This is a genomic window from Mesorhizobium sp. M0862 (assembly GCF_040319795.1).
Classification (GTDB): domain Bacteria; phylum Pseudomonadota; class Alphaproteobacteria; order Rhizobiales; family Rhizobiaceae; genus Mesorhizobium.
In genome coordinates this window covers 143,589-169,521 of record NZ_JAMYOJ010000008.1, presented here as the reverse complement: position 1 = coordinate 169,521, position 25,933 = coordinate 143,589, and the positions used below count along the sequence as shown (strand labels likewise).

The following is a 25,933-nucleotide window of genomic DNA, read 5'->3' as shown; positions in this document are numbered from 1 at the left end:
CGGCAGACCAGCTGCTAGGCAGCGCCGTTTCTATCCTGGCGTGTTTGCTGCTTTATAACGCTCTGGCTACGGACGCCTGACTGATAGGTCGGCCAGCGGCCCGGCATCCTTGGCAGCCGGCGATTGCCATCCCGATGCCAACTTCAAGACTTATCACGAGGCCAAAGACAAGCTTGCCGACGAAATCAATGGCGAGGGCCGGACAGGACGCCACACGTCCAGGCAGGGCTCTCTGAGGGCATTGGCGATGCCCGTTGCCTCAAGGTGGCGAGCTTTTTTAGTTAATAGGCCTCCGCGCTGGGCAATCTGTTCCGAGAGCTTCTGTGATGCCTCTATGACGCGGCAAACCTTGGAAAAGGTTTCCGTGGCAGGACCGGGGTACGATTCTAACCAACTAGGGCTGTATAGGCCACTAGCGCCCGACGATCCGGCTAATCATGTCGTCGTCAGGTGCGCTGTCGGTGAATTCCCGTAGGAGCGCCTTCGCGTGGTCTACCCAATGCTCTTCAGCCAGGTTCAGCTCCCGAACGGATCTCCTGAAGGTCTCGCACACCACATCGAAATCGAAGGCGTCAATGCTGTAGCCTTCCTCGTCATGGTCCATCGGCCGCCTCCCCCAATGGGGAAAACTGTACGGAATCGTACGAAGCAAGTGCAAGCGCATTCAAAAGCAATTGGCTGATGCCGCCCGATCGTTCCACAATGTGTTGCTAATATGCAGCACCGACTGAATCTCCGATCAGCGGCACTTGTGGTTGGTTCCAACAGCTGCACGTTGACGGCAAGATGCCAAAGCCAACGACATGCGGGCGACGAAGATGGACAAGCGACAAAACACAAGAAATGTTGAGTTGGTCGGTCTTCTGGCCGTGCCGTTGTCAGTTCTAATCACGCTGCTGATAGCTGGAATGATCCTTTGCTGAAATTTTCAAGTGGCAAAAGGCTGGGGCGGCGGGTTTTTCCCCTTTGAAAGAACTCACCATGTCCCAATCCGTCGAACCCCCGATATTGCCAGAGGATAGCCCAGACCGTGGGGTGAACTGTGAAGTCGCATTAGAAGCCGCGTTTGCGGCCTTGGTGACTGCGTCAGAAGCGCAAGGTTGGACGCCACAGGAAACGGCTGCAACTCTTCTTAAAATCGCGACGGAGCATGCCCACCGGGTTGAGGCCGCTGCGGCCCCAGCCGGCTCCTAAGGGAGTGCCTTGACCTGGCCGCGCGGTCGGTTGCTACGGACAGGAGTGTTGCAGCAGGTATTCCAGCAAGAGTGTTAAAAACTCTTCAGTTGCTACCCGCGTCAGCCTTTTCTATGGTAGCCAGTGAGTTCTTACAGAACAAATCCTAAGCATTCAAATGGTGCGGACGACGGGAATCGAACCCGTACGATCAGAGATCGAGGGATTTTAAGTCCCTTGGGCTTCTGAACGTTCGTTGCAAGGCAAGGGTTTGCGCATTCAACGTCTCCCACAAATTGCCAAAAATTGTGGGGATTTCCCACTGATTTCCCACATATGGGAACCGCCTTTTTCGCTTTCCAAACAGGGCGGGTCCAACTAAATCTGCGAGGACTGCGGGCGTGGTGAAATTGGTATACACACCGGACTTAAAATCCGGAGGCCCTAGGCCGTGCGGGTTCAAGTCCCGCCGCCCGCACCATACCAGAGCGTAATGGGAAGAAACGGCATGGCTGCAATGAATTGGGAGTGCTCGTATTGTGGAACCTTCACCACAATCAACGATGGCGACAGCACCGACGACCATGCGATGTTAAATCTTCGATCAAAACACGGGGCAGTCAAACTGCGCGTGTTCTCTGTTTCATGTCCGAACCCAAACTGTCGCGAGTTGTCGATTGATCTTGTAATTCGAAATTTTTCCCATCCCGCACAAAGACAGATGCAATGGGGCAGTATCGTCCACCAGCATCGGCTTTGGCCGGAAGGCAAGGTCATGCCCCTCCCGGTTTCAATTCCAGAAGCGATACAAAAAACGTATCGAGAGGCAGTCTTGGTGCTTCCTGTCAGTGGAGCCGCGTCCGCAGCTTTGTCGCGACGCTGTTTGCAGGGCATTGTGAGAGATTATTTCGAAATCCCGCAAAACAGGCGAGGCGACCTAGGTGCAGAATTGTCTTTCGTAAAAGACAAGATTAACAGCCAGGTCTGGGACGACATTCAAGCGGTTCGTGGGGTCGGGGACATAGGGGCTCACATGGACAAAAACGTTGATGTCATCATCGACGTCGATCCAAACGAGGCGGCGCTCTTGATTGGTCTGATCGAGGAGCTTTTCAAAGTCTGGTATATCGAGCGGGATCGTCGCAAAGAACATAGTTCGCAGCTAAAGGCGCTCTTGGACGGCAAGAGAACGCAACAAAAGAATGCCAAAATTGCCGCCAAAGTCGACCCGGATAGTGCTGCCGGTTAAGTTTTTTTCCCACAAAATTCCCCACATCATGCACTCGCGATTGCAACGGTCACTCCAATGGGATCATTGCACATGTGGCAGCGCAATCCACAAGGGAAACAGTCACTTAGTTTATTCAACTTAAACGGTTGAAACTCTTGAACACAATCGGAACGCATGTCGGCGTTTCCTGCGTACTGCTAAGCCTTTGAAAATGCTCGGGACGTGACAAATCCCTTTTTAAGTCCCTTGCGTCTACCAATTCCGCCACGTCCGCAGGCCAGCCCTTTTCAGACGCCAGCGAAAACCCGTCAAGCCATCTTTTGCCGAGTGTCGGACTCATGAAAGGTGGTTCGTGATGGCAAAACAGTTGGTTGTTGCCAAAATCTCAGTCGCCGAGAAGGCTCAGAATTTGTAGCTGAGATTGATACCGACCGCGTTCATCTTCACATCCTGATCGCGATCGTTGAAGGGTTCCGCCACGTCATAGTGCTCGGAGCCGAAATCGTAATAGCGATATTGCGCGCCGACGATGAATTTGTCGGTCAGCGCATAGTCAACGCCGGCGCCCAAGGTCCAGCCGATATTCGTGCGTGTGCCGGCGAACGACGCGCCCGCGACTTGCGAAGTTTCGATGCCGGCAAAGGCGACGCCGCCGACGCCGTAGACCAGCACGCGGTCCATGGCGAAGCCCGCTTTGGCGTTTACAGATCCGAACCACTTGATGTCCGTGCGGAATGTGCTTCCAAGGCCTGATACCGCCGTACCGTCGACGGCGGAATAATTGAGCTCCGCCTCGGCGCCGAGCACCGCCTGATCGAACTGCCACAGGCCGGCGACATGGCCGCCGACGAAACCGCCGTCAATGTCGGGCGAGATGGAAAACGGCGCGCCTTCCGTCACTGATATGTCGGACTGGCCCCAGCCGTAGCCGGCCTGCAGGCCGGCATAGTAGCCGGTCCAGTCGAAGCCTGGTTCGGTCATCGGCACCGCCATCGGGTCGGCGGCGAATGCCGGCGCGGCCAGAGCGATCAGAAATCCGGCACTGGCAATCGTCAGACACCGCATCGAGTTCTCCGAAAAGGCGGTTCAGAAGGCGCCTTGCCGGAAGGTAATCCTATTCGCCGCAAAACGGAACCCATTGTTCAACAATCGGAATGCACCCGTTGCTGCGCTGGGGTGCTCTAGCTGGGGGCGCTATTTGGCGTCGATGAAGTCCAGCGCCGCCTGGCTATATTCGTCCGGCGCCTGCAGCATGGCGAAATGACTGGCGTTGGGCAGGATGATGAGCTTGGCGCCCGGAATGACGGAGGCCATGTATTCGGTGTGTTCGCGCTTGATCGCCTCGTCATGGTCGCCGGCAACGATCGCGGTCGGCGTGGTTATCTTGCCGAGCTGCTCCTTGGTCCAGGCCGGCTCCGACTCCCACATGTGGCTGATCTGCGCCACGAAGGCATCGTACTGGTCGGGAGTCTTCGACAGTTTCTTGTAGTCGCGGCCCGAGCGGTCGATATAGGCGGCAAAGGTCTTGTTGGTCAGCACACCCGGATCGACGCCATCGGTGGTGACGTTGGCGGCCTGCGCAAAGAGCCGTGTCAGCCGCTCCGGATGATGCAGCGCGATGTCGATGCCGATAATGCCGCCGTCGCTCCAGCCGACAAGAGCGGTCTTGTCGATCTTGAGATAGTCGAGCAGCGCAAGATAGTCCGACGCCATGAGGTCATAGCCGTAAGCCTGCTCGGTGCGGGTAGAGCGGCCATGGCCGCGGCTGTCGGCGATAATAACCTTGTGCGTCTTGGACATGGTCGCCACCTGGCTTGCCCAGATGTCGCCATGGCCAAGGCCGCCATGGATCAGGAGAATCGGATCACCGGCGCCGAAAACGGCGTAGTACATCTGAATGCCGTTGACCGGCGCATATCCGCTCTGTTCAGGCTTGGGCATGGCCGCCGGTTCGGGCAAGGTCTGCCAACGTTCCTCGGCGGATGCAAAGCCGGCCGAGATCAGGAACAGGGTGACGAAGGCGAGTGCTTTCAGGAACCGGGTCATGACTTCACCTCAGGAGGTTTCGGCCTCATCACAACAAAAACCCGCCTCGCGGCGGGTCGTCGGCGCAAATCAGCACCGTCGGCAGAATAGTAGCATAAGTGCCGGCACAGGCCAAACTGAATGACCGCCGTGACGCTCGCCGGTGTGAACAGGTGCGGCGCATCCGCCAGGGCGAGTTCTCATCGAGCGGATTTCGTCCGTGATCGCTGGCCAAAACCTTGCCGGCTTGGCACAGTCTGGCAAACAGGAGTCTTTCATGGCCAAGCAGCCGTCGGCGACGAAACCCAAGCCCTGGACCGAGATGGCGACGCATCTGGTCGACGTCGCGACGGGGCGCAAGCCTGCCGATCTCGTCATTCGCAACGGCCGCTGGGTGAACGTGCACTCCGGCGAAATCATAGCCGGCACCGACATCGCCGTTGCCGGCGGCCGCTTCGCCTATTGCGGGCCGAATGCCAGCCATGCCATCGGCCAGGGCACCAAGGTGGTCGATGCCGGCGGCCGCTATCTGGTGCCCGGCCTGTGCGACGCGCACATGCATGTCGAGAGCGGCATGGTGACGGTGACCGAGTTCTGCCGCGCCGTCATCCCGCACGGCACCACCTCGATGTTCATCGATCCGCACGAGATCGCCAATGTGCTGGGTCTGCCCGGCGTGCGGCTGATGCATGACGAGGCCGTCGCCATGCCGATCAACGTCCATGTCCAGATGCCGTCCTGCGTGCCATCCGCGCCGGGGCTGGAGCATGCCGGGGCCGAACTGACGGTCGCCGATGTCGCGGAAGCGATGACCTGGGAAAACATCATCGGGCTCGGCGAAGTGATGAATTTTCCCGGTGTCGTGGCCAACGATCCGGTGATGTCGGGCGAGATCGCCGCCACGGTGCGAGCGGGCAAGACGGTCGGCGGCCACTATGCGTCGCGCGATCTCGGCCTGCCGTTCCATGGCTATGTCGCCGGCGGGCCGGAGGACGACCATGAAGGCACGCGCGCCGAGGACGCGATCGCCCGTGTGCGCCAGGGTATGAAGGCAATGCTGCGGCTGGGCTCGGCCTGGTACGATGTTGCCTCGCAGATCAAGGCGGTGACCGAGAGCGGTCTCGACCCGCGCAACTTCATCCTGTGCACCGACGACAGCCATTCCGGCACGCTGGTGCATGAAGGCCATATGGACCGGGTGGTGCGCCACGCCATCCAACAGGGATTGAAGCCGGTGACGGCGATCCAGATGGCGACGCTGAATACCGCCCAGCATTTCAAGCTGGAGCGCGAACTGGGCTCGATCGCGCCGGGACGGCTGGCCGATCTGCTGATCGTCTCCGATCTTGCCGCCATGACCATCGACGAGGTCTATGGCCGCGGTATCAGGCTGGCCAAGGGCGGCAAGCTCGAGATCGACATTCCGGCCTATGATTACCCCAAATCGGCGAAGAACACCGTCAAGCTCGGCAAGAAGCTGAAGCCAGGCGACTTCGACATTGCGGCGCCCAAGGGCGCCAACGAGGTGCGGGTGCGGGTCATCGGCGTGATCGAAAACCAGGCGCCGACGCGGGCGCTGGAGGCCGACCTGGCGGTCGAGGACGGGCTGGTCGCCATGGACCGCCGCAACGACATCTGCCAGATCGCGCTGGTCGAGCGCCACCGCGGCACCGGCGGCGTCACCAATGCCTTCGTCTCAGGCTTCGGCTATATGGGCGACTGCGCCATGGCGTCGAGCGTCGCACATGATGCCCACCACATCATCTGCGTCGGCACCAACAAGGAAGACATGGCGCTGGCCGTCAACCGGCTGGGCGAGGTCGGCGGGGGCGTGGTGCTGTTTTCGAAGGGCAAGGAGCTTGCGCTGGTCGAAATGCCGATCGCCGGGCTGATGTCGGACGAGCGGGCGGAAATCGTGGCGGCCAAGGCGGAGAAACTGACCGAGGCGATGCGCAAGATGGGCTGCTCGCTCAACAACGCCTACATGCAGCACTCGCTGCTGGCGCTGGTCGTCATTCCGGAGCTCAGGATTTCCGATGTCGGCCTGATCGACGTGACGACGTTCCAGAAGGTCGATCTTTTTATCTGAGATCAGCCCGGTGCTTGGCTCTCATCCGCCGGTGGCGATGGTCAGCACCTTGAATGGCGTGGTGATGATGATCTCGGCGACGGAGCCGACGGCCTTGCCGATGCCTTGGCCGAGATTGTCGATCTGGCCCTGCGTGGGTTCGTCCGATGCCAGGCCGGCTGGAGCGCGCAGACGGTCGCCGAGCAATTGCACCAGGAACGGGTTGTCGGCGAATTTGGCGTGGTTCAGGCGGTCGCCGCCCTTGATCTGGCTGAGGTCGGCCACAACGACGCCGTAACTGGCAATGTCGGCGGCGTTGCCGTAGTCGCCGACGCGCGGCTTGTCGCCGGATAGCAGACTGGACAGTCTCAGAGCACGGTCGTCGGCGGAAAGCAGGATGACGAACGGCCTGTCGGGCTTGCCGTAGCGGATCATCTGCTTCTTGAAGACGTCGACATCGATATCGGGCGATGCCAGGACGACACGGCCGAGCTTGCCGTCGAGATCGCGGTCGCCGGTGATGGCGAGCTGGCGCAGCGCTTCCATCGTCACCCAGGTTCCCATCGAATGCGCGATGATGTCGATGCTCTTGACCTTTGTCTTGGCGAGCATCCTGAGCGTCGCCTCGAGGTCGTCGCGCGCGGCGTTGGCGCTGTCCTTGTCGTAGATATAGCCCGTGGTCTTGCCGCTCGAAGCCCACGAAAACAGGATCGGCGTGCCGGGATATTCGGTGTCGTGGGCGATCTGCGTCAGCCGGTAGACCCCGTCGTCGAAGCCGTTGTTGAAGCCGTGGACGAAGACCAGCGCGCGGTCGCCATTCATGGTGATGTTGGCGCCGACGGCCTTGGCGAATTGCGAGGCGTCGCCATAGTGGACGACGTCGGTGGCGGTGAATTGCTTGGCCGGGTTCGAATTTGCCGAGCCCTTGGCGCGCTCGATGGCGCCGACCTGGTGGACCTTCGGCACGGTGACGTCGACGCGGGCGTAGCTGGTGGTCAGCGAGCGATTGCCATCGAACACCTGGCGTGGGTCCTTGGTCGCCTGCTTGCGGGTGGTGGCGACGAAGATTTCGTGGGTGGCCGCGATGTCGGAGGCAGGCACCGAAACCGTCGTCTCGTTCAACAGGTCATGGGTGTTCGGGCCGGCGCAGCCGGCGGCAGCGAGCGCGAACGCAAGGACCAGGACAGTCTTCCAACGCTCGTTCACGCGGGCTCCCGCTGGCGCATTGGCGCCGATTTCAATGTCGTAGAGGCAGAGACCGGCCCGGTCCAGTTGAAAGTGATCGGGCCGAGCGGCATTCGCGACCTCACGCGGCGACGGTCGCCGCAAGGCGACAGCCTTATTGTCCGAGCGCGCTGATACGGTCGGTCACCGTCTGGTCGCTGGCAAAGCCGTCATCCTCGCGCAGCCGCTGGCCGATCATCTTCACCAGTTCGGGATTGTCGGCGAATTTGGTGTGGTTGAAGCTGTCGCCTCCCTTGACCTTGGAGAGGTCGACCACGGTGACGCCATAAGCGGCGAGGTCGGCGGCATCCTTGTAGTCGCCGACGCGTGGCCGCGAGCCGGCGATCAGGCCTGAGAGCCGCAGCGCCCGGTCGTCGTCGGAGAGCAGCAGGATGAACGGCTTGTCCGGCTTGCCGTAGCGGCGCATCTGGCTCTTGAAGACGTCGACGTCGATGTCGGGAGAGGCCAGCACGACATCGCCGAGCTTGCCGCCGAGATCGCGGTCGCCGGTGATGGCCATCTGGCGCAGCGTTTCCATGGTCACCCAGGTTCCGAGCGAGTGGGCGACGATGTCGATGCGCCGCGCGCCGGACTGCTGCAGCATGCGCAATGTCACCTCCAGCTGATCGCGGGCGGCGCTGGCGCTTTCCTTGTCATAGACATAGTCGGTGGTTCTGGCGCCGGATGCCCAGGAAAACAGCACCGGCGTGCCGGGATAGCCGGAATCGTGGACGATCTGGGTCAGGCGGTAGACCGCGTCGTCGAAGCCGGTGTTGTAGCCATGCACGAAGACCATGACGCGGCCGCCGCGCGCGGCAATGTCGGCATTGAGCGCGCTTGAGAATTGAGGCTGCGCATCGTAGCCGACGACCTCGGAAGCCATGAAGTATTTCGCCGGGTCGTTCGACTTGCCGCGCGAGCGGCGCTCGATCTGGCCGGTCTGGTGGGTGCCGGGAACGGTGACGGTGACGCGGGCGTAGTTCAGCGTCGCCGAGCGTTCGCCGTCGAAAACTTTGTTGGGATCGTCGGATTTCTTACGTGTGGTGGCAATGAAGATCGAGTGATTGCCCGAGATTTCGGTCACCGGCGTGGACATGACGGCGCTGCCGAGCAGTTCCTCGGTTTTGCGGCCGCCGCAGCCGGCGATCAACAGGGCAAGTGCAAGAATGCAAATCGTCTTCAAACGCACGTCAAAAATTCCAATCGAAAGATGAATTCACATAGAATTCACTTTGAGGCCCAAAGGCCTGTCTACCCTCGGCCCGTCTACCCTCCGCGACACCTCCCGGACAGTGAGAGTGCGGCAGAAGTAAGTCGTGTCCAGCCGAAATGTGGTCAGCGTCGGGTCACAGCCATCGCACTGTTGCGCGAAAGCCAGAATGGCGGCAGGAACGCCGGAATGTTGGAGAAGGGCAATACCTCGGGTTTGAGCCTGATGCCCAGCACGTCGCCCATGAAGGCGCGGCGCGCCTCGATGCGGCGCCATGCCTCGGGATAGCGGGCCGCGATCTCCTCGCGCAGGGACTCATCGGCAAGCGCGATACCGTCTTCGATGTTGGTGGTGAAATAGCTGGTTCCGGTCGCCGGAATGATGTCGACCTGCAGCGCCATGCCCGATTGCAGCTTGATGTCCGAGCCGGAAAACACCGGCGAATGCATCCATTCGTCCATATGGACGAGATGGCCGGGATTGAGCGAGACGCCGAAGAACGGGTCGCCTATGCGGTCATGCACGGCTTTCCAAAGCGCTCCGCCGGCAACGCCTATGCCGATGGTCTCGTACCAGTCGACGACGGCGGCGAAATAGGGCGCTACCAGCTTGTCGATATAGTCGTCGATCTCGCGCGGCAGTTCCGCGGCGCTCTCGACCAGGAAGCCGGCGCGGGCGTTGAGCGAGCCCTGGATGCCATAGGCCATGGTGACGGGATCGCCGCGCTTGATGATGTCGAGGCGCGGGCTAGGCAAGCCGTAGGGCGCACGCCTGCCGGCGGACAGCATCGGGTGGCAGCACAGGGGCAGGCCGTTGATCCCCATCAGCCGCGCGGCCTGCAATTCGCTCATGCCGGGCTCAATATTCCCAAGCACGTTGCGCAGGCCCTGCGAGGAAAAGGTCGCGGCGAATTCGAAGGACGCCAATTGGTCTGCCTCGTTGATGGCGCGTAGGCCGTCGGATGGGTTCATCAACAGGTTGGCGGCGTTGACCACGGCGCCCCTGTCGCCGGCCAGTGTGCGCAGCGTATCGGCGATGAAGGACGGCAGGTCGAGCGTCGTCTCGCCAACGCCGCCATCGCCGGGCCCGAACGGCTTCCAGCCGATGGCGCCGATCTTCTGGCTGGCTTTCAGGCCGCAGGCGGCAAGCGTGTCGGCAAGTGAGGCGGAGCGGTCGCGTGGCTGCGCTGGCAGCGAGAAGGTCTGGTAAAGGACGCGCTCGTAAGGCCCGTCGCAGATTTCGGCATAGCCCCAACCCTCATTGCCGACGAGAAGTTTTGGCTGGCTGCCGGGAATGATGACCAGCAGCGTCTCCTCGAAACGCGGATCGTAACCACTGAGATAGGCGACATTGGCCGCGTGCTCGCGGTCGCCATAGACGGCAAAGGCGTCGAGCCCGGCCTCGGCGCCGCGCGCCAGCAGAGCCTCGATGCGCGCTTCGTAGGTCCGGCGCGCAAGCAGCGGCATCACTGTTGGCTCGCCGAATTCAGGAAGGTCTACGGTCTTCAGGGCGACAGCCGAAACAGGCATGAGGATGGCTCCAGTGGATTTCGTGCCGGCCCATCAAAGCGGCGGCCAGCAGGGCAGCGGTGGCCGCAAACGGCGAATTGTGCAATAGGCTTCGCCTTCGAACATCGATCCAGAGGTGACGGCGCCATGAACAGTTTTTCCTCCCGCGTTGCCGTTGCCGCAGCCGCGATCCGTGAAATCTTTCCCGAAACGCCGCTGCAGGAAAACGATTATCTGTCGAAGAAGACGGGGGCTCGGGTGCTCTTGAAGCGCGAGGATCTTTCGCCGGTGCGCTCCTACAAGATCCGCGGCGCCTTCAACTTTTTCCGCAAGGCGCTTGCCGCCGGCAACGAGGCCGAGCTGTTCGTCTGCGCCTCGGCCGGCAACCATGCGCAAGGCTTTGCCTTCGTCTGCCGCCATTTCGGCAAGAAGGGCGTGGTCTTCATGCCGGTGACGACGCCGCAGCAGAAGATCGACAAGACGCGGCTGTTCGGCGGCGATTTCGTCGAGATCAGGCTGGTCGGCGACTTCTTCGACGACTGCTACCGCGCCGCCTTCGAATTCACCGAAAGTTCCGGCGCGCATATGGTGCCGCCCTTCGACCACAAGGACATTATCGAGGGGCAGGCGACGGTCGCCTATGAGATCGCCGACCAGATGCCGGGCGCGCGCATGCCCGACATCATCATGCTGCCGGTTGGCGGCGGTGGCCTGGCGGCCGGGGTGACGCACTATTTCGCCGAGCAGCAACGTGACGCGCGGTACGTCTTTTGCGAACCGGCCGGTGCGCCGAGCCTGCATCAGAGCCTCGCCAGCGGCAAGCGCGTCCGGCTCGCCAATGTCGACAATTTCGTCGACGGCGCGGCGGTGGCCGAGATCGGCCGCGAGCCGTTGCGCCACCTCAAGGAGTTCGCCGCTCAGGCGGTGCGGCTGATCCCTGAGAACCGGCTCTGCGCCACCATGATCGAGATGCTCAACATCGAAGGTGTGGTGCTGGAGCCGGCCGGTGCCTTGGCGATCGACGCGTTGAAGGATTTTTCGCGCAAGGAAATCCGCGGCAAGACCATCGTCGCGGTGGTGTCGGGCGGCAATTTCGATTTCGAGCGGCTGCCCGACGTGAAGGAGCGGGCGCTGCGCTTCGAGGGGCTGAAGAAATATTTTATCATCCGCTTTCCGCAGCGGCCGGGCGCGCTGCGCGACTTCCTCGAACTGCTCGGTCCCGACGACGACATCGCGCGCTTCGAATATCTGAAGAAATCGGCGCGCAATTTCGGCTCTGTGCTTATTGGCATCGAAACCAAAGACCGGCGAAACTTCGATTTGCTGAGGGCGAATTTCGAGGCCGAGGGCGTGCACTATCAGGACATCACCGACAACGAGACCCTGGCCGGGTTCATCATATGAGCGGCACTGTCTTCGTCGCACTGTTTTCCGGCATCAATGTCGGCGGCAACCGCATCGTCCAGATGGCGGAGTTGCGGGCGTTATTCGAGGCGCTAGGCTTCACCGATGTCGCCAGTTATGTGCAGAGCGGCAATGTCGTGTTCCGGACCAAGAAGGGCGACGCCGCCACGCTGGCGAAACAGATCGAAATGGCGTTCGAGAAAAAATGGGGCTTTCACTCGCGCATCATGGTGCGCGATCTCTCCTGGTTCGAACGGTTGGTGAAGGAGAATCCTTATCCGGAAGTCGCCGGCGATCCGACCAAGCTTCACGCCTACACGCTGGAGCGCCAGCCGACGGCGGACGAGATCGCCAGGCTTGCCGAAAAATGCACCGGCCCGGAAAGCTTCGAGGTCAGGGACGACGTGCTCTACCTCAAGGCGCCGGACGGGCTCGGCAAATCGGTGTTCGCCAATCTCATCCCGCGCGTGCTGAAAGTGCCCGGCACCGCGCGCAACTGGCGCTCGGTGCTGGCGCTGCTGCAGATAGCGCGTTCGCTTTGAACCGCTTCTACGTTGCGGTCGCGATGCTAATTAAGCCTCGGCTAAACAGTTGTTTTTCTGCAACAATTTTCGATTATCCGGCCTAGGCAGCTTAATGAATACTGCATGTCTGTGCTATGCTCTTTCCGACGCATTGGGGAGTTTCATGAAACGTCTGCTTCTCGCATCTACTTTCCTGATTTCGGCTTGCGGCGCGGCGTTCGCCGCCGACGTGATTGAGACCGTACCGGCAGGGTTTGTCTGGTCGGGTGGCTATGTCGGCATCAACGCCGGCTATGGCTGGGGACGCGGTGACGCGGTCGACCAGACGGATTCCTTCTTCGACGAGGAGCTTGGTCAGACCCATGACGTCGATACCGACGGCTTCCTCGGCGGCGTTCAGGCCGGTTACAACTGGCAGTCCGGAGCATTCGTCTATGGCGTCGAAGCCGATCTGGGCTATCTCGGCATCGAGGGCGACAGGACTATCGTCGAAGAGCCGGACAATTTCGGATCGGCGAAACTGGGCGTCTATGGCGATCTGACGGCACGTCTGGGCTACGCCACCGACAGGCTGCTGATCTACGCCAAGGGCGGCGCGGCGGCGACTCACTACAAATTGAGTTATGGCGATACTTTCGATTTTGACGGGGTGCCCGACCCGGACAGCAGCGCATCGAGGAGCGGAGGCCGCTTCGGCTATACGATCGGTGGCGGTGTCGAATGGGCCTTCGCCGACAAATGGACCACGAAGCTGGAATACCAGTACTTCGACTTCGGCAAGGTCCGTTTGACAGATATCGAGGGCAACGACGCAAGGGTGAAGATCGACGCCCATACGATCAAGATCGGCCTGAACTACAAGTTCTGATCGATCCGTCGTTCCGACAATTCAGATGGCGTCGCAACCAAGTGACGCCATAACGTTGTCCGGGGCTGGCAGCTTCCGGCGTTCGGCGTTGCGGCTGACAGCAGATCAGGTCGCCGGAGCCTGCTTCCACTCGAAAGTCAGCTCCTCGCGGAAGGCGAAGCGCTTGATGTGATCGGCAACGACGCTCTCCATGCGCTCCAGCGATCCACTTTCATCCGTCGACACCGTGATATGCAGCGCTGCCGCATCGGCATCGAGAACCGTGCGGCCGAGCGACAGATCGATGGTGCCGTGGTTTGGATCGAACTCGACGGGAAATTTGTGCGCCCAGTGCTTGCACAGCTGCTGCAAATAGCGGCTGGCATACGCGGTGGTGACATCGGCACGGCTGGTCGGCATAAATGAATTCTCCTGGATGAGGCACTGGCTTTGTTTGGCTGGCGCGACAGGCAGGTAAATAGGTGCCGTTGCTCGAAATGGCAAAGGCGGCCGGCTTGTCGGCGCGGCCGCCTCGCTCAAGATGGCGTGATCGCTACCAGGTGCCGGTGTTCGGCATCGATGCCCACGGCTCGGCCTTGGGCTTGGCCGGGCCCTTCTGCAGCAGTTCGAAGGAGATGCCGTCCGGCGACTTGACGAAGGCCATGTTGCCGTCGCGCGGCGGCCGGTTGATGATGACGCCATTGTCCATCAGATGCTGGCAGGTGGCGTAGATGTCGTCGACCTCATAGGCGAGATGGCCGAAATTGCGGCCGCCCTTGTACTCCTCCGGATCCCAATTGTAGGTCAGTTCGATCAGCGGCGCCTTCTCAGTGATGCCGCTTTCTACATCCTCGGAGGCGGCGAGGAAGATCAGCGTGAAGCGGCCCTGCTCGTTTTCGTAGCGGCGCACTTCCTTAAGGCCGAGCTTGTTGCAGTAGAAATCGAGCGAGACATCGACGTCGGCGACACGGACCATTGTGTGGAGGTAGCGCATGGGATTTCCTCGGGGATGTTTGGGTTGCGAGGCAACATAAGGTCCACCCCGCCGAAGGGCAACGAGCATCGGACTGAAAGTGGTCACCGGTTTTGGAAAAATCAGATGGCTCTGACAAAAGCGCCGGACACAAGTGGTTGCCGATTTCGGCGAAATCCCTTGCAAATTGCCGACCGGTTGACCGCCTTGATGGATCGTCATTGCTGTCGGCAGCGACGCCGGCAAACAACAAGTCAGCTATTCCTGTATTCAACCGCGAAAAAAGGCACGGCAGGTCTTGCACACCCCGGAAGCGGCGGTGTTAATCTAATGTCAAGAATCACTTGTGGTTTTCTTGAAAAAAGGGGGCGTTCTTATGGGGGATAAGGCCTCTTTCACGAGGCGGGATGAGAACCTTGACGACGCCCTGAAGAGTGACAGTGGCGGCGATAGCGCCGACCTTGTCGAAATCGCCGGCGCCATCAAATGGTTCGACGTGGCCAAGGGCTACGGTTTCATACTTCCCGATGACGGTTCTTCGGGCGACATCCTCCTCCATGTCACCTGCCTTCGAAAGGACGGTTTTCAGACTGCATTGGAGGGCGCGCGTGTCGTGTGCCTTGTCAAGCACGGCGACCGTGGTTTGCAGGCGTTCCGGGTGCTGTCCATGGACACCACTACGGCGATCCATCCGGCCGAGATGCAGGAACAGCGCACCCATGTGGCGGTGACGCCGGAAAGCGGGCTCGAGCGGGCGCTGGTTAAGTGGTTCAACCGCACCAAGGGCTTCGGCTTTCTGACGCGCGGCGAGGGCACCGAGGATATCTTCGTCCATATGGAGACGCTACGCCGCTATGGCATCACCGAGCTCAGGCCCGGACAGGTCGTGCTGGTGCGTTTCGGACGCGGTGACAAGGGCCTCATGGCTGCCGAGATTCACCCCGATATGGGCACCTTGCCGGTCGCGCATTAGGACGCGAGCCTTCCTGAGGAAGTCAGGACGGCGTTTTTCTTGGTTTCACCACGATCTTATCCGAATACCTGAGACCACTTTTAGGGATCATGGTCTTTGGTCGAGGATTTCCAATGGCGTACAGGAACTGGCTGACAGCGGGCGCGCTCTGCGTCATCGTTGCGGTAGCCGCAGGCGCTTACTTCTATTCCGGGCAGCCGACCGCATCCCAGCAGACGATCGCCGGCGGTCAGGCGATGATCCTTCCCGTCGATCCGACACCCTTGGTCGTGGCGACGAAAGGCGGCGACAAATCCTTTTCGATCGAAGTCGCCGACACCGACTCGGAACGCGAGGCCGGCCTGATGTATCGCCAGGATATGGCCGACAATCATGGCATGCTGTTCGTCTTCGAGATGCAGAAGCAGGTCGGCTTCTGGATGCACAACACGCCGATGCCGCTCGACCTGATCTTTGTTGGACAGGACGGCAAGGTCCGGGCCGTCAAGCACGGCACTCCATTGTCCGATGCAGTCATCTCGCCGGGTGTGCCAGTGCGCTTCGTGCTGGAGCTCAAGGCCGGCACCGCCGCCAAAAACGGCATCGACTATGGCGATCTGCTGCGCCATCCGGCCGTGGGCACGGTGTCCGGCCCCGGCATGCCGCCATCGGACAAGGGCAACGCGCCCACGCCCGGCGCCGGCTGAGCCGCTCCCGATGCAATTCTTCTCCCATGACGGGTTCGACTTCGCCTTCCTCGACCGCCAGCCGGCGTCGGGGGCGGGCGATCCGGTGCTGATGATCCACGGCTTTGCCTCCAGCCACTATGTCAACTGGGTATCGCCCGGCTGGTTCAAGACGCTGAACGATGCCGGCTATCGCGCCATCGCCTTCGACAATCGCGGCCACGGCTCGTCGTCGAAAAGCTATGACGAGGCCGACTACACCCCGGCCAAGATGGGCTCGGACGCGGCGGCCCTGCTCGACCATCTTGGCATCGGCCGCGCGCATGTCATGGGCTATTCGATGGGCGCGCGCATCGCGGCGTTCCTGGCACTGTCGGATCCCGACAAGGTGGCGACGCTTGTCTTCGGCGGGCTCGGGATCGGCATGGTCGACGGCGTCGGCGACTGGGATCCAATCGCCGAGGCGCTGCTGGCCAACGATCCGGCCGCCACCAGCCATCCGCGCGGTCGCTCGTTTCGCGCCTTTGCCGATCAGACGCGCAGCGACCGCCGCGCGCTGGCCGCCTGCATCGCCACGTCGCGCGAACTGCTCAGCGAAGACGACATGACGCGCATCGCCCAACCAACGCTGATTGCGGTCGGGACGACAGACGATATCGGCGGCTCGCCCGACGAGCTCGCCGCGCTGATGCCGAACGCCAAGGTGTTTCACATAGACGGCCGCGACCATATGCTGGCTGTGGGCGACAAGACCTTCAAGCAGCGGGTTTTGGAGTTTTATGCCGAAAATCCGCTTTAACCGGTAAGCGATTTTCGGGCGATATGGATTGGGCGGCCGGCGAGGGGTGGCAAACAATGGCACAATGGGGAAGAAGCGCCGACGCTCTGCCGGGCGCCGTCGTGACAAGCAAGTTCGGCAAGCGTTCCGTCATCCTGGCGCTGCTCGCCTTCGGTGCCGGTGTGATGGCGCTGACCACAATGGTGGCGCTTCCGACCCACGCATCCGAGCGTGCCCAGAACATCGCCACGGGTTTCTTCATGGCGGTTTTCCTGCTGGCAGGGCCGTTGGCGCATATTGCCGGATTGATTTTCGGGCTGATGGCGCTGGTGCGTTCGAACGATAGCCGCGTGCTTGGGGTCGTCGGCATCCTGCTCAACGGCGGCTCCCTGGCGGTTGGCTTCCTGCTGCTTGTGGCAATGGCATCGACGATCGGCGCTTTCACCTGATCGGGGACGAGTAATGGCCGGATGGGGAAGAAGCACGATAGCAATGCCCGGCGTGGCGGGGCGGAGCAGCTTGGGCAAACGCTCGGTGATCCTGGCCCTGCTGGCGTTCGCAATGGATTTTGCGGCGGTGGTCACGCTGGCGTTGATGCCAGGCGAGGCGTCGCTGGCCGCTCAAAACGTCCTCGGCGGGGTTTTTCTGCTGGTGTTTCTCGTTGCGGCGCCGCTGGCGCACATCACCGGCGTGGTTTTTGGCTTGATGGCACTGGGACGTTCAAACGACAATCGTGTCCTCGGCATCGTCGGTATCATCCTCAACGGGCTGTCGTTGGTGATCGGCCTGTTCTTTGTTTGGGCGGCCACCAAGTCCGTTGGCGCCTTCAGGTGATCGATCTTCGTCTGGCTTGCAGCCGGAGGCGGTGCCGCTTTGGTTGACCTTCTCGTCACCTATATGGACATGCGCGAACCGAATTCGGCGCCGGCTTTCGACTGCCCGCTATCGGGCGCCACGGTGGCGCGTGAAACACTTGATGTGGCCGCCTATCTCAGCCTCTACCGCGCTGTCGGCGAGCCGGTGCAGTGGGACCAGCGGCTGCGCATGCCGGCGGAAGAGCTCGAGCGCCTGCTGGCGCTGCCCTCGACACATATCCATGTGCTGCGCGTCGAGGGCGTGGCCGCTGGCCTGTGCGAATTCAACGGCGTCGGCCAGCCTGAGGTCGAGCTAACCCATTTCGGGCTGGTCCCCGTCTTCCAGGGTCGCAGGCTTGGGCCGTTCCTGCTCGACCAGGCGCTTCGCGCCATCTGGTCGCACGCGCCGCAAAGGGTCTGGCTTCATACCGACACATACGACCATCCGGCTGCGCAATCGGTCTACAGGCGCGCCGGGTTCAAAGCCTATGCGCAGCGCATGGAGACATTTCCGGATTAGGATTTGAGCGTTTCTAGAGACCGCGCCAGGTTTTGCCTGGCCTGGGGCTCGAACCTCTGGCGGAATTCCTGCGTGTGAAAAATATGCTGGCGCGCGAGGAAAGTCTTGAGAATCGCGCCGCGGCCGGCGCGCCACATCGGCTCCTCGACCCAGCCATATTCGCGGCGGACCGCTTGTTCATAGGCGTCGAAAGCGTCGGCTGACGCACCCAGTATCGCCAGGTCCATGTCGAGGAAAAGCGCTGCGTCGCGGAGGGCGTTCTCATCGGCAAGGCACCGTGGTTGAAGGCTGGGCAGTTCATGCGTGGCGGTGGCGACGATCATCGCCGCTATGCGGCCGAGGCGCTCCGGATCGGTGCGGGCGGCAAGTTTGTCCTGCGCAAGTGCCGCACTCCTGGCCTCGTTGTCCTTGGCGCGGCTGTCATAGATGGCGTCATGGAACCAGATTGCGGCTTCGACGGCGCCGGAATCATGCAGCGATGCTCGATATTCGTCCGCCAGCGCCAGCAACGCCTCGATATGGGCGAGGTTGTGATAGTGGCGATCCGGAGCTTGATAGAGCGCGGAGAGCGCGCGTTTCAGCGGAGCGTCGATCAAGGGTTCGTTTTCCATGGCGGCTTGAATTTCCGTGAACCAAATCCATTTCACCGAGCACTAAGGAAAATTGAGTTCAATCGTGCTATGATCTGGCTTATATGTGCCGCCGGAGAATAGGCAAGCGGCCAGGACGCAGGACAAGACGTCGATGAACAGCATCAGCATTTCCCGCCCCACAATGGTCCAGCCGGTCGATCCGATCTGGCGTTCGGTCCGCGACGAGGCGATGGAAGCGGTCAACCGCGACCCGCTTCTGGCGGCGTTCCTCTATTCGACCATCCTCAACCAGGAGAGCCTGGAGGAAGCTGTCATCCATCGGCTCGCCGAGCGGCTCGCGCATCAGGACATCGGCTCCGACCTCATCCGCCAGACGTTCAAGTCGATGCTGGCCGACGACAAGGAATGGTCGTCGATCGTGCGTGTCGACATCCAGGCCTATTACGACCGCGATCCGGCCTGCGACCGCTTCATCATGCCGGTGCTCTATTTCAAGGGTTTCCATGCGATCCAGACGCACAGGCTGGCCCATTGGCTGTGGAATCAGGGCCGCAAGGATTTCGCGCTCTATCTGCAGAGCCGCTCGTCCTCGGTGTTCCAGACCGACATCAACCCGGCCGCCCGCATCGGCAAGGGCATCTTCATCGACCACGCCACCGGCCTCGTCGTCGGCGAGACGGCGGTGATCGAGGACGATGTGTCGATCCTGCATGGCGTGACGCTGGGCGGCACCGGCAAAGCCGGCGGCGACCGTCACCCCAAGATCCGTTACGGCGTACTGATCGGCGCCGGCGCCAAGATTCTCGGCAATATCGAGATCGGCCATTGCTCGAAGATCGCGGCAGGCTCGGTCGTGCTGTCGCCGGTGCCGCACAACAAGACGGTTGCCGGCGTACCGGCCCGCGTCGTCGGCGAGACCGGCTGCGACCAGCCTTCGCGCCAGATGGACCAGCTTTTGCCGTCGCAATCGATGGACCAGGTCGTCAGCTTCGACATCTGATTTGCAACACCCGGCGTGCCGGACTGAAGTCCGGTTGCCGGCGCCGTTGCCTCTGGAGCATGATGCCGAAAAGTGTGAGGCGGTTTTCGGACGAAATCATGCTCTACCTCCTTGATTTAGAGGCGGATTTGGATTCGACCTGAAATCATCCGGCTCCAGGGCTCGCGTTCTATCCAGCCGGCTTGCCTTTACATCGCCATTGTCGACGTGCCAGAAGCGCGTTCCAACGAGCAAGCCCGACGATCGGAGAAGACTTTTGAAGCCGGACGAAATCAGAAAGCTGGACGCCTATTTCAAGCGCGTCTTCCAGAATCCCAAACTCGAGGTGAAGGCGCGGCCGCGCAAGGAAGATTCGGCCGAGGTCTATGTCGGCGACGAGTTCCTCGGCATCGTCTTCAAGGACGAGGACGACGGCGACTATAATTTCTCGATGGCGATCCTCGACATCGATCTGGCCTGATCGCGGAACTGGGGATCGGAGTTGCCTATCTCCAACGAAGTGGGGAGATGAAGAGCAAGCCTCGGCGATCCTTCCCACCCCCCTCTGTCCTGCCGGACATCTCCCCCGCAAGGGGGGAGATCGGCAGTTCCTCGGCTCTTCTTCTGCAACCTCGATAATTGGCGAAAGCAGTGATGGGGGCGTAATCTCCCCCCTTGCGGGGGAGATGTCCGGCAGGACAGAGGGGGGTGCTGTCCCGCCAACGTTCGTAAACTTCTGCGCCGCTTCGCTTCGCCCGAACAGAGGCAGGCTAGCGCCCCGTCTTCAGGACGCGCGTGGCCTCGGCGACGATAGCGGCGTCAAGCGCCGGCCAGTTGCCCAGCAACTCCCGGGGAAAGCGGTAGGTCAGGCTGAGGCTGTCGCCGACCTGGATGTCGCGCTCGCAGGGCGCCAGCGATTCCTCAGCGCTCGGTCCGCTCAGGCAGCGGGCGACGAACGGGTCCTTGCCGGGCCGGCCGGCGACCGCAAGCACCTCGTTGAGATAGCCTGATTTTTCCGTAAAACCGTAAATCGTCGTGCCGCCGGGGCCGGGCGCGCCGGGCTGGCTGATGAGCGCGCTATAGATCGGCGCGAAACGGCCGCTCATGTCGCGCGACATCATCTGCGGTTCAAACGACAGGAAGATGATGTTTTTGGCGGCCCCCGTGTGGTTGAAATCGTCGCGGGCGGCTTCGCTGTAACCGTCCATCTGGGGATAACGCAGATAGAGGTCGAGGCGCGAAGCGATGCCGTCGCGGCGCGCCTGCAGGAAGCGGATGGCATTGGCCGGCACGGCAATGACATTGTTGCCGATCACTACCCTGTGGACCGTGATGTCGTCGGTGTAGCCGGCCATGGCGATCGAGCGGCCGAACCATTTTCCGCCAAGGCTGATCGCCAGCGACAGCAGCGCCAGTGCGGCAAAAGCATAGAACACCCGCTTCATCAGCACGGAATCGACGACGTTGAACTCTTCTGCGGTCGCTGCCTGCTTCATCGCAATCCCCATAGTCGCCGCCCTCTGTCCCTGGGCGGCACACATGCCGCGGCATGGCTCTTGCTGCGCTGGACGCGACTGTGCGATTTCATGGTAAACGGAAGGTAAAGATGAGCCTGCTGCTACCCGTTCTCTTCGCTTTTGCCGTCGGGCTCACCGCCTGCGGGCTCGCTGGGTCCGTAATGGAACTGCCGGCGGGCCGCCGGCTTGCCTTTGCCGAGCCTTATGTGTCGCCGGCGTACATCCTGCGCTCGCTGGCCACGACCGCTTGCGCCGGGCCGTTCATGCTCGCCAACGATGCGCTCGATGCGCGGCGCGAAGGCCGCATTTCGATGCTGATGCTGGTGTCCTGCGGCTGCACGGTGATCGCCTGGGCGCTGGCGCTGGGCATCGTGCTGATCGCCATTGTCTCCTGGGGCATTGGCTCTCCTGGTGCGCTTCAGCTTTTGGTGGAATCGCTGGCGCGGTATTTGCCTTGAGGCAATTGCTGGGGAAACCGCTACGCGGTTTTCCCAGGATTGTTCTAGGGTTTGTCCGGCCTGCGACGAATCGGAGACTGGAAATGCCGACCTATGCACTCGACGGAAAATCGCCCCGTTTCGAGGATGCCGACAGCAACTGGATCGCGCCCGATGCGACCTTGATCGGCGACATCAGCGTCGGTCGCAATGCCGGCTTCTGGTTTGGCGCAGTCATCCGCGGTGACAATGAGCCGATCGTCATCGGCGCCGACAGCAATGTCCAGGAACACACGGTGATGCACACCGATCCCGGTTTTCCCCTGACGATCGGGCAGGGTTGCACGATCGGCCACCGCGCCTTGCTGCATGGCTGCACGATCGGCGACAACAGCCTGATCGGCATGGGCGCCATCGTGCTCAACGGCGCCAGGATCGGCAGGAATTGCCTGGTCGGCGCCGGCGCACTGGTCACCGAAGGCAAGGAGTTCCCCGACAATTGCCTGATCGTCGGCTCGCCCGGGCGGGTGATCAGGACGCTGGACGATGCCGCTGTCGCCAGGCTGCGCGCCTCGGCCGCGCACTATGTCGCCAACGGCAAGCGCTTCAAGGCCGGGCTAAAGAAGGCCTGAACTCTATTCCTGTTTGACGATGATCTTTTCCGAACGGCAGGTCAGCGCAGCAAAAACCGGTTCTCGCTTTCGCTGACGCGGTCCTTCGGTTCGGGATCATGGTCTGAAATGGTGGAGCCGGCCCGGGGACGGGGCCGGCTCCTTAAAACCCGGTCGTTGGGGACGGGGAGGGTGGGGACTCGACCGGGCTTTCTCGTTAGGCACGTCGCATTATTCGATGTGCTTGACCTCTGTAATGGCGTCCTAGCGGACGCTGGCAACCGCGTCGGCGCGGCCGTCGTTGATCGTCACCCACACGCCGGAATTCTGGTCGGACTGGCGCTTCAGGTAGGTGTAGTCGGTGTCGGTCCAGGACAGCACCTTGGACTCCAGATTGTCGAGGATGAACTCGCCGAGGCTGGTGCGCACGGTCAGCACCGCATGGCCGTCGCCATTTTGTTGGCGCGCTACGGTCATCAAGAGATTGCCGGCGGGAACGCCAAGCGCCATCAATTCGCGGCGCTTCTCCAGCGCATAGTCCTCGCAGTCGCCGAAGCCGCTGTCGGGATAGGACCAGACCTCTTCCTTGCCCCACATTTCCATATCGGTGCGCGGCACGATCCGGGTGTTGACCGAACTGTTGACGTCGACGATCGCCGCCCACAGCTTGCGGGTCAGTTCGACGGGCGCCTGCTTCGGCGTGCGCTGAGCGCACTCCTGCGGCAGCTTCTGGCAGAATTCGTAGTGACCGACCGGCTGTGTCGTGCGGCCGCCAGTGTGCATGTAGGCCGATCCTGCTGCTTGCGCCGTTCCCCAAGCGGAAAGCTGCATCGCCATTGCCAAGAGCAACAGCCTGCCCCAAATCTTCGCCATTGGTCAGTCTCCCCGTTTGAGGAGACAATGACAGCGCAGGATTTATTTGACGCAAAAACCCGAAGTAGACATTGAGTAAAACCCCAATAGAATAAGCGTAAAATTTGACCTATTTTAATATAAAATCGTTCAGGTCTCGGCGTAAAACCGCGGTGTCGGGGCGCGGATTTCCGGGTGGAGCCGTGGATTTGCTGCGTGCCGCTACAAGCTGGAGAGGCAGGCGGAACGCCGGCAACAAAAAACCGGCCGCGCAGGGCCGGTTCGTTTTTGCTGCCTGTTGCCGATCGTTCAGGCGCGCGGGGCGTTGAACTCGGAATCGAGCGTTTCCGGGCGCTGGATGACGGCGAATTCGATGGCGACGCCATCCTCGAAATGACGCACCACCTGGCCACGCATGGTGCCCAGCATCACCTGGATGCCGAGCGCCGGCTTGACGTCGATCTCGACCGCCGCGCCCGACAGCGACAGGTCGATGATGCGGCACTGATACTGGCGCCCGTCGGTGAGCTGCAGCACGCTTGTCGGGTTGCGCGGCGCCACGCGTTCGTGGCGGCGGTCTTCCGGCAGGTCGAGTTCATGCTTGTTGGCGAGCCAGGTCAACTGCGCGGCAAGCTTGTCCTTCTTGCGATCCGAAGCAATGACGGTCATGGCGAAGCCGTCCTGCGAGGTGCGCGTCACCACGCCCTCGATGCGGCCGATATGATCGATATAGGCAATGATTTTTTCGCCCGGCATGCCGACGCGCTCGGTGCGCAACGCGACATTGCCCGGCGACATATCGACGACCTGGCAGGGGTGCTCGGTGCGGTCCTCCAGCATGAAGCGCCCGTAGATCTTGACCCGGACGCGCTGAAAGTTACGCCTTTCGGCGCGGGACGGTGCGTATTCGACCGCCGCTGACCTCATGACTGCCTACACCCCGTTGGCATTCCCGCGTCGTGCGTGGAATCTCGGCAAAAACTACAGCCAAGCAGGTTAACAAAGGGGAAAAGTGGGCCCCCGATAGTTAAGATTAGCGCCGGCTTGGAGACTATTGCTCGCGCCCGCCGTCGAACACGACGAGGTGGCGGATACGGCGCGACCGACCGAGCGCAGAGATGGTCTCCGGCGCTTCGAGTTCGGGAGCCAACGACGGAACGGATATTTCCGGCCGGTTTTTCAGGAACATCGGGTCCTTGTCGGGATCGATGACGCGGATGGCATCGATCAGCGCATCGGTGATCGGGTCGGCGCCCAGCCAGAACGGCTTTTCCACGGCGCTGATGACGCCGAGGCAGCGCGGGTTCTCGACGCCGCCATCGAGCGGCAGCGCAAGCAGTTCGAAGTGGTTGGAACGGCCGTTGCGGCTGAATCCCTCATAAGTGATCGACACCACGGATTTCTGCTCGAAAACGCCGTGAATGAGGCGCGACACCAGCCGCTGGTCCTTCTCACGCCATAGCGAGGGGAACGAAAACCCCTTGAGCTCGCGGCCGTAGCCGGCGCAAAGCCTGGTGCCGGCAAGCCGGAACACCGCTTCGCCGCGCGTATCCCTTTCCAGGATGAACGTGTCGGCCAAAAGCGCCTTGATGTCGGCCGGTTCGACCTCCGAACGCTTTGGGGCAGGACGTCCACCACGCAGGCGATTCCAATAATGGAACAGCGCGATTGATCCGTTCTGGTTCATGCTATGAAACTCCGCGCATTCTGCCGTCTGATGGTCCCATCGGTGAACAGAAAGGGCGCCCTCCGATGACCTACATGCGTTCCGGAGCAGGATGCGTGCCAGCGTCGTTAAGACTTGTTCACGGGTCGGGGGCGTTAAGGTTAACAAGTGGTTTACGTTGCGCGCGCAGGCTTGCCATGGCACACCAAAACCACTCCAGAAGCGGTCGTTTCGCGACGACCAACAGCACTTCGGTCAATAGTTTAGGGGAGCAGGGGGCTCGACCAGCCGTTCAAGGGAAACCTTGGACGGCTTCTTTTTGATACGCGCCCCTGGTGATTCGCGGTTGTGATTCGTAGTTTGTGATTTGTCCGGGCATGGCCTAGATGCTCGCGACGACACGCAAATCCCTGGATCAGAGCATATGAGCGAACCGGCCGGCCCCTCGGAGACCGAACAGACCGCGGAGGCGCCGCCGCCGCGCCGCGAGCCGGTGTTCAACCTGCCACCGGTGGTGCTGGCGGTGATCGGCATCTGCGTTGCCGTCTTCCTGCTGCAGCAATATGTGCTGACCGAAGAGCAGCAGATAACATTGCTCACCGATGGCGCCTTCATTCCCGTCCTCTACACCGGCCAATACGGTTTCGACTGGTTCCTCTTCACCCGTCCTTTCACCTATGCCTTCATGCATGGCGGCGTTGCTCACATTGCCATCAACATGGTTGCGCTGGCCGCCTTCGGGTCGCCGCTGGCCAACCGTCTCGGCTGGTTCTGGTTCGCCTTGTTTTTCGCCGCCACCGGGCTGGCCGCGGTGGTGCTGTTCTGGGCGGTCCATCCATACGGCGAAGCACCGCTGGTCGGCGCTTCCGGGGCGATATCGGGCATGATGGGTGCGGCGGCTCGCTTCGGGTTCCGTACCGACCGCTCCTCCGGCAGGGCGGCCTTTGCCGGTCCCGTGCTGCCGATCGCAATCGTTTTGCGCATGCGCGGCGTCGTCAATTTTCTCGGCGCCTGGATGGTCATCAATCTCGCCACCGGCCTTTACGGTCTCGGGCTCGGAGAGCCCGGCCAGATCGCCTGGGAAGCGCACATTGGCGGCCTCGTCGCAGGCTTCTTCGGGTTGCGCTGGTTCGACCGGCGCTGGCGGGCGCCTGAATGGGAGATCCCCGACGACCAGCGCACCCCCGACTAGCGCACTCTATTGGCGCAGCCCACTGGCACACCCCACTGGCACACTTGAAAAGCAACCGATCACGGCGCACGATGTTCACTCTTATGTGAAGCCGGTCAGGGCGGGAGCT

Annotated in this window: 29 protein-coding genes and 1 tRNA gene; 17 read left to right on the top strand and 13 right to left on the bottom strand. The window is 61.5% G+C overall.

All coding sequences use genetic code 11. The annotated features are described in order from the left end of the window. Nucleotides 1-412: 412 nt before the first annotated feature. Complete coding sequence (locus tag NKI15_RS14870) at nucleotides 413-604, bottom strand: hypothetical protein (protein WP_023667524.1); 192 nt, start codon at nucleotides 602-604, stop codon at nucleotides 413-415. A 964-nt stretch (nucleotides 605-1,568) separates the two neighbouring features. Here NKI15_RS14870 and NKI15_RS14865 point away from each other — a divergent pair. Further along, nucleotides 1,569-1,654, top strand: a tRNA-Leu gene (locus NKI15_RS14865). A 27-nt stretch (nucleotides 1,655-1,681) separates the two neighbouring features. Then, nucleotides 1,682-2,422, top strand: coding sequence for a DUF4145 domain-containing protein (locus tag NKI15_RS14860; RefSeq protein ID WP_196813701.1), 741 nt, complete (start codon nucleotides 1,682-1,684; stop codon nucleotides 2,420-2,422). A 384-nt stretch (nucleotides 2,423-2,806) separates the two neighbouring features. On the opposite strand, the gene NKI15_RS14855 is transcribed toward NKI15_RS14860, so the two are convergent. Both NKI15_RS14855 and NKI15_RS14850 read right to left on the bottom strand, forming a co-directional pair. Further along, the gene (locus NKI15_RS14855) at nucleotides 2,807-3,469 is read right to left on the bottom strand and encodes an outer membrane protein (protein ID WP_023706604.1); all 663 of its coding nucleotides are present in this window, start codon (nucleotides 3,467-3,469) and stop codon (nucleotides 2,807-2,809) included. A gap of 129 nt (nucleotides 3,470-3,598) precedes the next feature. Further along, nucleotides 3,599-4,450 carry an alpha/beta fold hydrolase gene (locus tag NKI15_RS14850; RefSeq protein ID WP_023706605.1) on the bottom strand — a complete coding sequence of 284 codons (852 nt, stop codon included), beginning with the start codon at nucleotides 4,448-4,450 and terminating at the stop codon, nucleotides 3,599-3,601. Between the two features lie 256 nt (nucleotides 4,451-4,706). Between NKI15_RS14850 and ade the strand changes: the two genes are divergently transcribed. After that, nucleotides 4,707-6,518 carry an adenine deaminase gene (ade, locus tag NKI15_RS14845; RefSeq protein ID WP_023706606.1) on the top strand — a complete coding sequence of 604 codons (1,812 nt, stop codon included), beginning with the start codon at nucleotides 4,707-4,709 and terminating at the stop codon, nucleotides 6,516-6,518. 21 nt (nucleotides 6,519-6,539) lie between these two features. Here ade and NKI15_RS14840 read toward each other — a convergent pair whose 3' ends face one another. The 3 genes from NKI15_RS14840 to NKI15_RS14830 all read right to left on the bottom strand — a co-directional run bounded on the left by NKI15_RS14840 (nucleotide 6,540) and on the right by NKI15_RS14830 (nucleotide 10,460). Then, nucleotides 6,540-7,703, bottom strand: coding sequence for an alpha/beta hydrolase (locus NKI15_RS14840; RefSeq protein ID WP_352514856.1), 1,164 nt, complete (start codon nucleotides 7,701-7,703; stop codon nucleotides 6,540-6,542). 133 nt (nucleotides 7,704-7,836) lie between these two features. Next, the gene (locus tag NKI15_RS14835; protein WP_023695396.1) at nucleotides 7,837-8,910 is read right to left on the bottom strand and encodes an alpha/beta hydrolase; all 1,074 of its coding nucleotides are present in this window, start codon (nucleotides 8,908-8,910) and stop codon (nucleotides 7,837-7,839) included. Nucleotides 8,911-9,056: 146 nt separating this feature from the next. Continuing rightward, nucleotides 9,057-10,460, bottom strand: a complete 1,404-nt coding sequence (locus NKI15_RS14830; protein ID WP_352514857.1) for an aminopeptidase P family N-terminal domain-containing protein — start codon at nucleotides 10,458-10,460, stop codon at nucleotides 9,057-9,059. 126 nt (nucleotides 10,461-10,586) lie between these two features. Here NKI15_RS14830 and ilvA point away from each other — a divergent pair, with 126 nt between their 5' ends. From ilvA to NKI15_RS14815, 3 genes are all read left to right on the top strand, one after another. After that, nucleotides 10,587-11,843, top strand: coding sequence for a threonine ammonia-lyase IlvA (gene ilvA / locus NKI15_RS14825; RefSeq protein ID WP_352514858.1), 1,257 nt, complete (start codon nucleotides 10,587-10,589; stop codon nucleotides 11,841-11,843). After that, nucleotides 11,840-12,385, top strand: coding sequence for a DUF1697 domain-containing protein (locus tag NKI15_RS14820; protein WP_352514859.1), 546 nt, complete (start codon nucleotides 11,840-11,842; stop codon nucleotides 12,383-12,385). Before ilvA ends, NKI15_RS14820 begins: the two co-directional genes overlap by 4 nt. Before the next feature lie 145 nt (nucleotides 12,386-12,530). Then, the gene (locus tag NKI15_RS14815; RefSeq protein ID WP_352514860.1) at nucleotides 12,531-13,235 is read left to right on the top strand and encodes an outer membrane protein; all 705 of its coding nucleotides are present in this window, start codon (nucleotides 12,531-12,533) and stop codon (nucleotides 13,233-13,235) included. Between the two features lie 105 nt (nucleotides 13,236-13,340). Here the strand turns inward: NKI15_RS14815 and NKI15_RS14810 are convergent, their stop codons facing one another. Beyond that, the gene (locus NKI15_RS14810) at nucleotides 13,341-13,634 is read right to left on the bottom strand and encodes a DUF2218 domain-containing protein (RefSeq protein ID WP_023681521.1); all 294 of its coding nucleotides are present in this window, start codon (nucleotides 13,632-13,634) and stop codon (nucleotides 13,341-13,343) included. Between the two features lie 133 nt (nucleotides 13,635-13,767). Continuing rightward, a complete protein-coding gene (locus NKI15_RS14805; RefSeq protein ID WP_023667513.1) occupies nucleotides 13,768-14,208 on the bottom strand; it encodes a VOC family protein in 441 nt (146 codons plus the stop codon). A 355-nt stretch (nucleotides 14,209-14,563) separates the two neighbouring features. Here NKI15_RS14805 and NKI15_RS14800 point away from each other — a divergent pair, with 355 nt between their 5' ends. The 6 genes from NKI15_RS14800 to NKI15_RS14775 all read left to right on the top strand — a co-directional run bounded on the left by NKI15_RS14800 (nucleotide 14,564) and on the right by NKI15_RS14775 (nucleotide 17,977). After that, nucleotides 14,564-15,160 carry a cold-shock protein gene (locus NKI15_RS14800; protein ID WP_031244492.1) on the top strand — a complete coding sequence of 199 codons (597 nt, stop codon included), beginning with the start codon at nucleotides 14,564-14,566 and terminating at the stop codon, nucleotides 15,158-15,160. A 113-nt stretch (nucleotides 15,161-15,273) separates the two neighbouring features. Next, complete coding sequence (locus tag NKI15_RS14795) at nucleotides 15,274-15,846, top strand: DUF192 domain-containing protein (protein WP_023681518.1); 573 nt, start codon at nucleotides 15,274-15,276, stop codon at nucleotides 15,844-15,846. Nucleotides 15,847-15,856: 10 nt separating this feature from the next. Next, nucleotides 15,857-16,624, top strand: a complete 768-nt coding sequence (locus NKI15_RS14790; protein ID WP_023681517.1) for an alpha/beta fold hydrolase — start codon at nucleotides 15,857-15,859, stop codon at nucleotides 16,622-16,624. 56 nt (nucleotides 16,625-16,680) lie between these two features. Then, the gene (locus tag NKI15_RS14785) at nucleotides 16,681-17,052 is read left to right on the top strand and encodes a hypothetical protein (RefSeq protein ID WP_023741428.1); all 372 of its coding nucleotides are present in this window, start codon (nucleotides 16,681-16,683) and stop codon (nucleotides 17,050-17,052) included. A gap of 70 nt (nucleotides 17,053-17,122) precedes the next feature. Beyond that, complete coding sequence (locus NKI15_RS14780; RefSeq protein WP_023667509.1) at nucleotides 17,123-17,437, top strand: hypothetical protein; 315 nt, start codon at nucleotides 17,123-17,125, stop codon at nucleotides 17,435-17,437. Between the two features lie 39 nt (nucleotides 17,438-17,476). Next, nucleotides 17,477-17,977, top strand: coding sequence for a GNAT family N-acetyltransferase (locus tag NKI15_RS14775; RefSeq protein ID WP_352886255.1), 501 nt, complete (start codon nucleotides 17,477-17,479; stop codon nucleotides 17,975-17,977). On the opposite strand, the gene NKI15_RS14770 is transcribed toward NKI15_RS14775, so the two are convergent. Beyond that, on the bottom strand, nucleotides 17,974-18,588 hold the full coding sequence (locus NKI15_RS14770; protein WP_023681513.1) for an HD domain-containing protein: 615 nt from the start codon (nucleotides 18,586-18,588) through the stop codon (nucleotides 17,974-17,976). The genes NKI15_RS14775 and NKI15_RS14770 overlap by 4 nt on opposite strands. A 133-nt stretch (nucleotides 18,589-18,721) precedes the next feature. Here NKI15_RS14770 and cysE point away from each other — a divergent pair, with 133 nt between their 5' ends. Next, nucleotides 18,722-19,570, top strand: a complete 849-nt coding sequence (cysE, locus tag NKI15_RS14765) for a serine O-acetyltransferase (protein WP_023667506.1) — start codon at nucleotides 18,722-18,724, stop codon at nucleotides 19,568-19,570. A 256-nt stretch (nucleotides 19,571-19,826) separates the two neighbouring features. After that, nucleotides 19,827-20,030, top strand: a complete 204-nt coding sequence (locus NKI15_RS14760; RefSeq protein WP_006200852.1) for a DUF3126 family protein — start codon at nucleotides 19,827-19,829, stop codon at nucleotides 20,028-20,030. Between the two features lie 289 nt (nucleotides 20,031-20,319). Here NKI15_RS14760 and NKI15_RS14755 read toward each other — a convergent pair whose 3' ends face one another. Continuing rightward, a complete protein-coding gene (locus tag NKI15_RS14755) occupies nucleotides 20,320-21,045 on the bottom strand; it encodes a hypothetical protein (protein WP_352514862.1) in 726 nt (241 codons plus the stop codon). Nucleotides 21,046-21,155: 110 nt separating this feature from the next. Here NKI15_RS14755 and NKI15_RS14750 point away from each other — a divergent pair, with 110 nt between their 5' ends. Both NKI15_RS14750 and NKI15_RS14745 read left to right on the top strand, forming a co-directional pair. Continuing rightward, complete coding sequence (locus NKI15_RS14750) at nucleotides 21,156-21,524, top strand: DUF6949 family protein (RefSeq protein WP_352514863.1); 369 nt, start codon at nucleotides 21,156-21,158, stop codon at nucleotides 21,522-21,524. Nucleotides 21,525-21,607: 83 nt separating this feature from the next. Next, nucleotides 21,608-22,135 (top strand): gamma carbonic anhydrase family protein, encoded by a 528-nt coding sequence (locus NKI15_RS14745; protein WP_352514864.1) that lies wholly within the window; start codon nucleotides 21,608-21,610, stop codon nucleotides 22,133-22,135. Nucleotides 22,136-22,378: 243 nt separating this feature from the next. Here NKI15_RS14745 and NKI15_RS14740 read toward each other — a convergent pair whose 3' ends face one another. From NKI15_RS14740 to NKI15_RS14730, 3 genes are all read right to left on the bottom strand, one after another. Next, nucleotides 22,379-22,987: a transglutaminase-like cysteine peptidase gene (locus NKI15_RS14740; protein WP_352514865.1), complete on the bottom strand. Its 609-nt coding sequence runs from the start codon at nucleotides 22,985-22,987 to the stop codon at nucleotides 22,379-22,381. Nucleotides 22,988-23,275: 288 nt separating this feature from the next. Beyond that, a complete protein-coding gene (locus NKI15_RS14735) occupies nucleotides 23,276-23,893 on the bottom strand; it encodes a PilZ domain-containing protein (RefSeq protein ID WP_023667501.1) in 618 nt (205 codons plus the stop codon). Between the two features lie 124 nt (nucleotides 23,894-24,017). Beyond that, nucleotides 24,018-24,653, bottom strand: a complete 636-nt coding sequence (locus NKI15_RS14730) for a PAS domain-containing protein (RefSeq protein WP_023695380.1) — start codon at nucleotides 24,651-24,653, stop codon at nucleotides 24,018-24,020. A gap of 403 nt (nucleotides 24,654-25,056) precedes the next feature. Between NKI15_RS14730 and NKI15_RS14725 the strand changes: the two genes are divergently transcribed. Continuing rightward, the gene (locus tag NKI15_RS14725; protein WP_352514866.1) at nucleotides 25,057-25,824 is read left to right on the top strand and encodes a rhomboid family intramembrane serine protease; all 768 of its coding nucleotides are present in this window, start codon (nucleotides 25,057-25,059) and stop codon (nucleotides 25,822-25,824) included. Nucleotides 25,825-25,933: the final 109 nt, after the last annotated feature.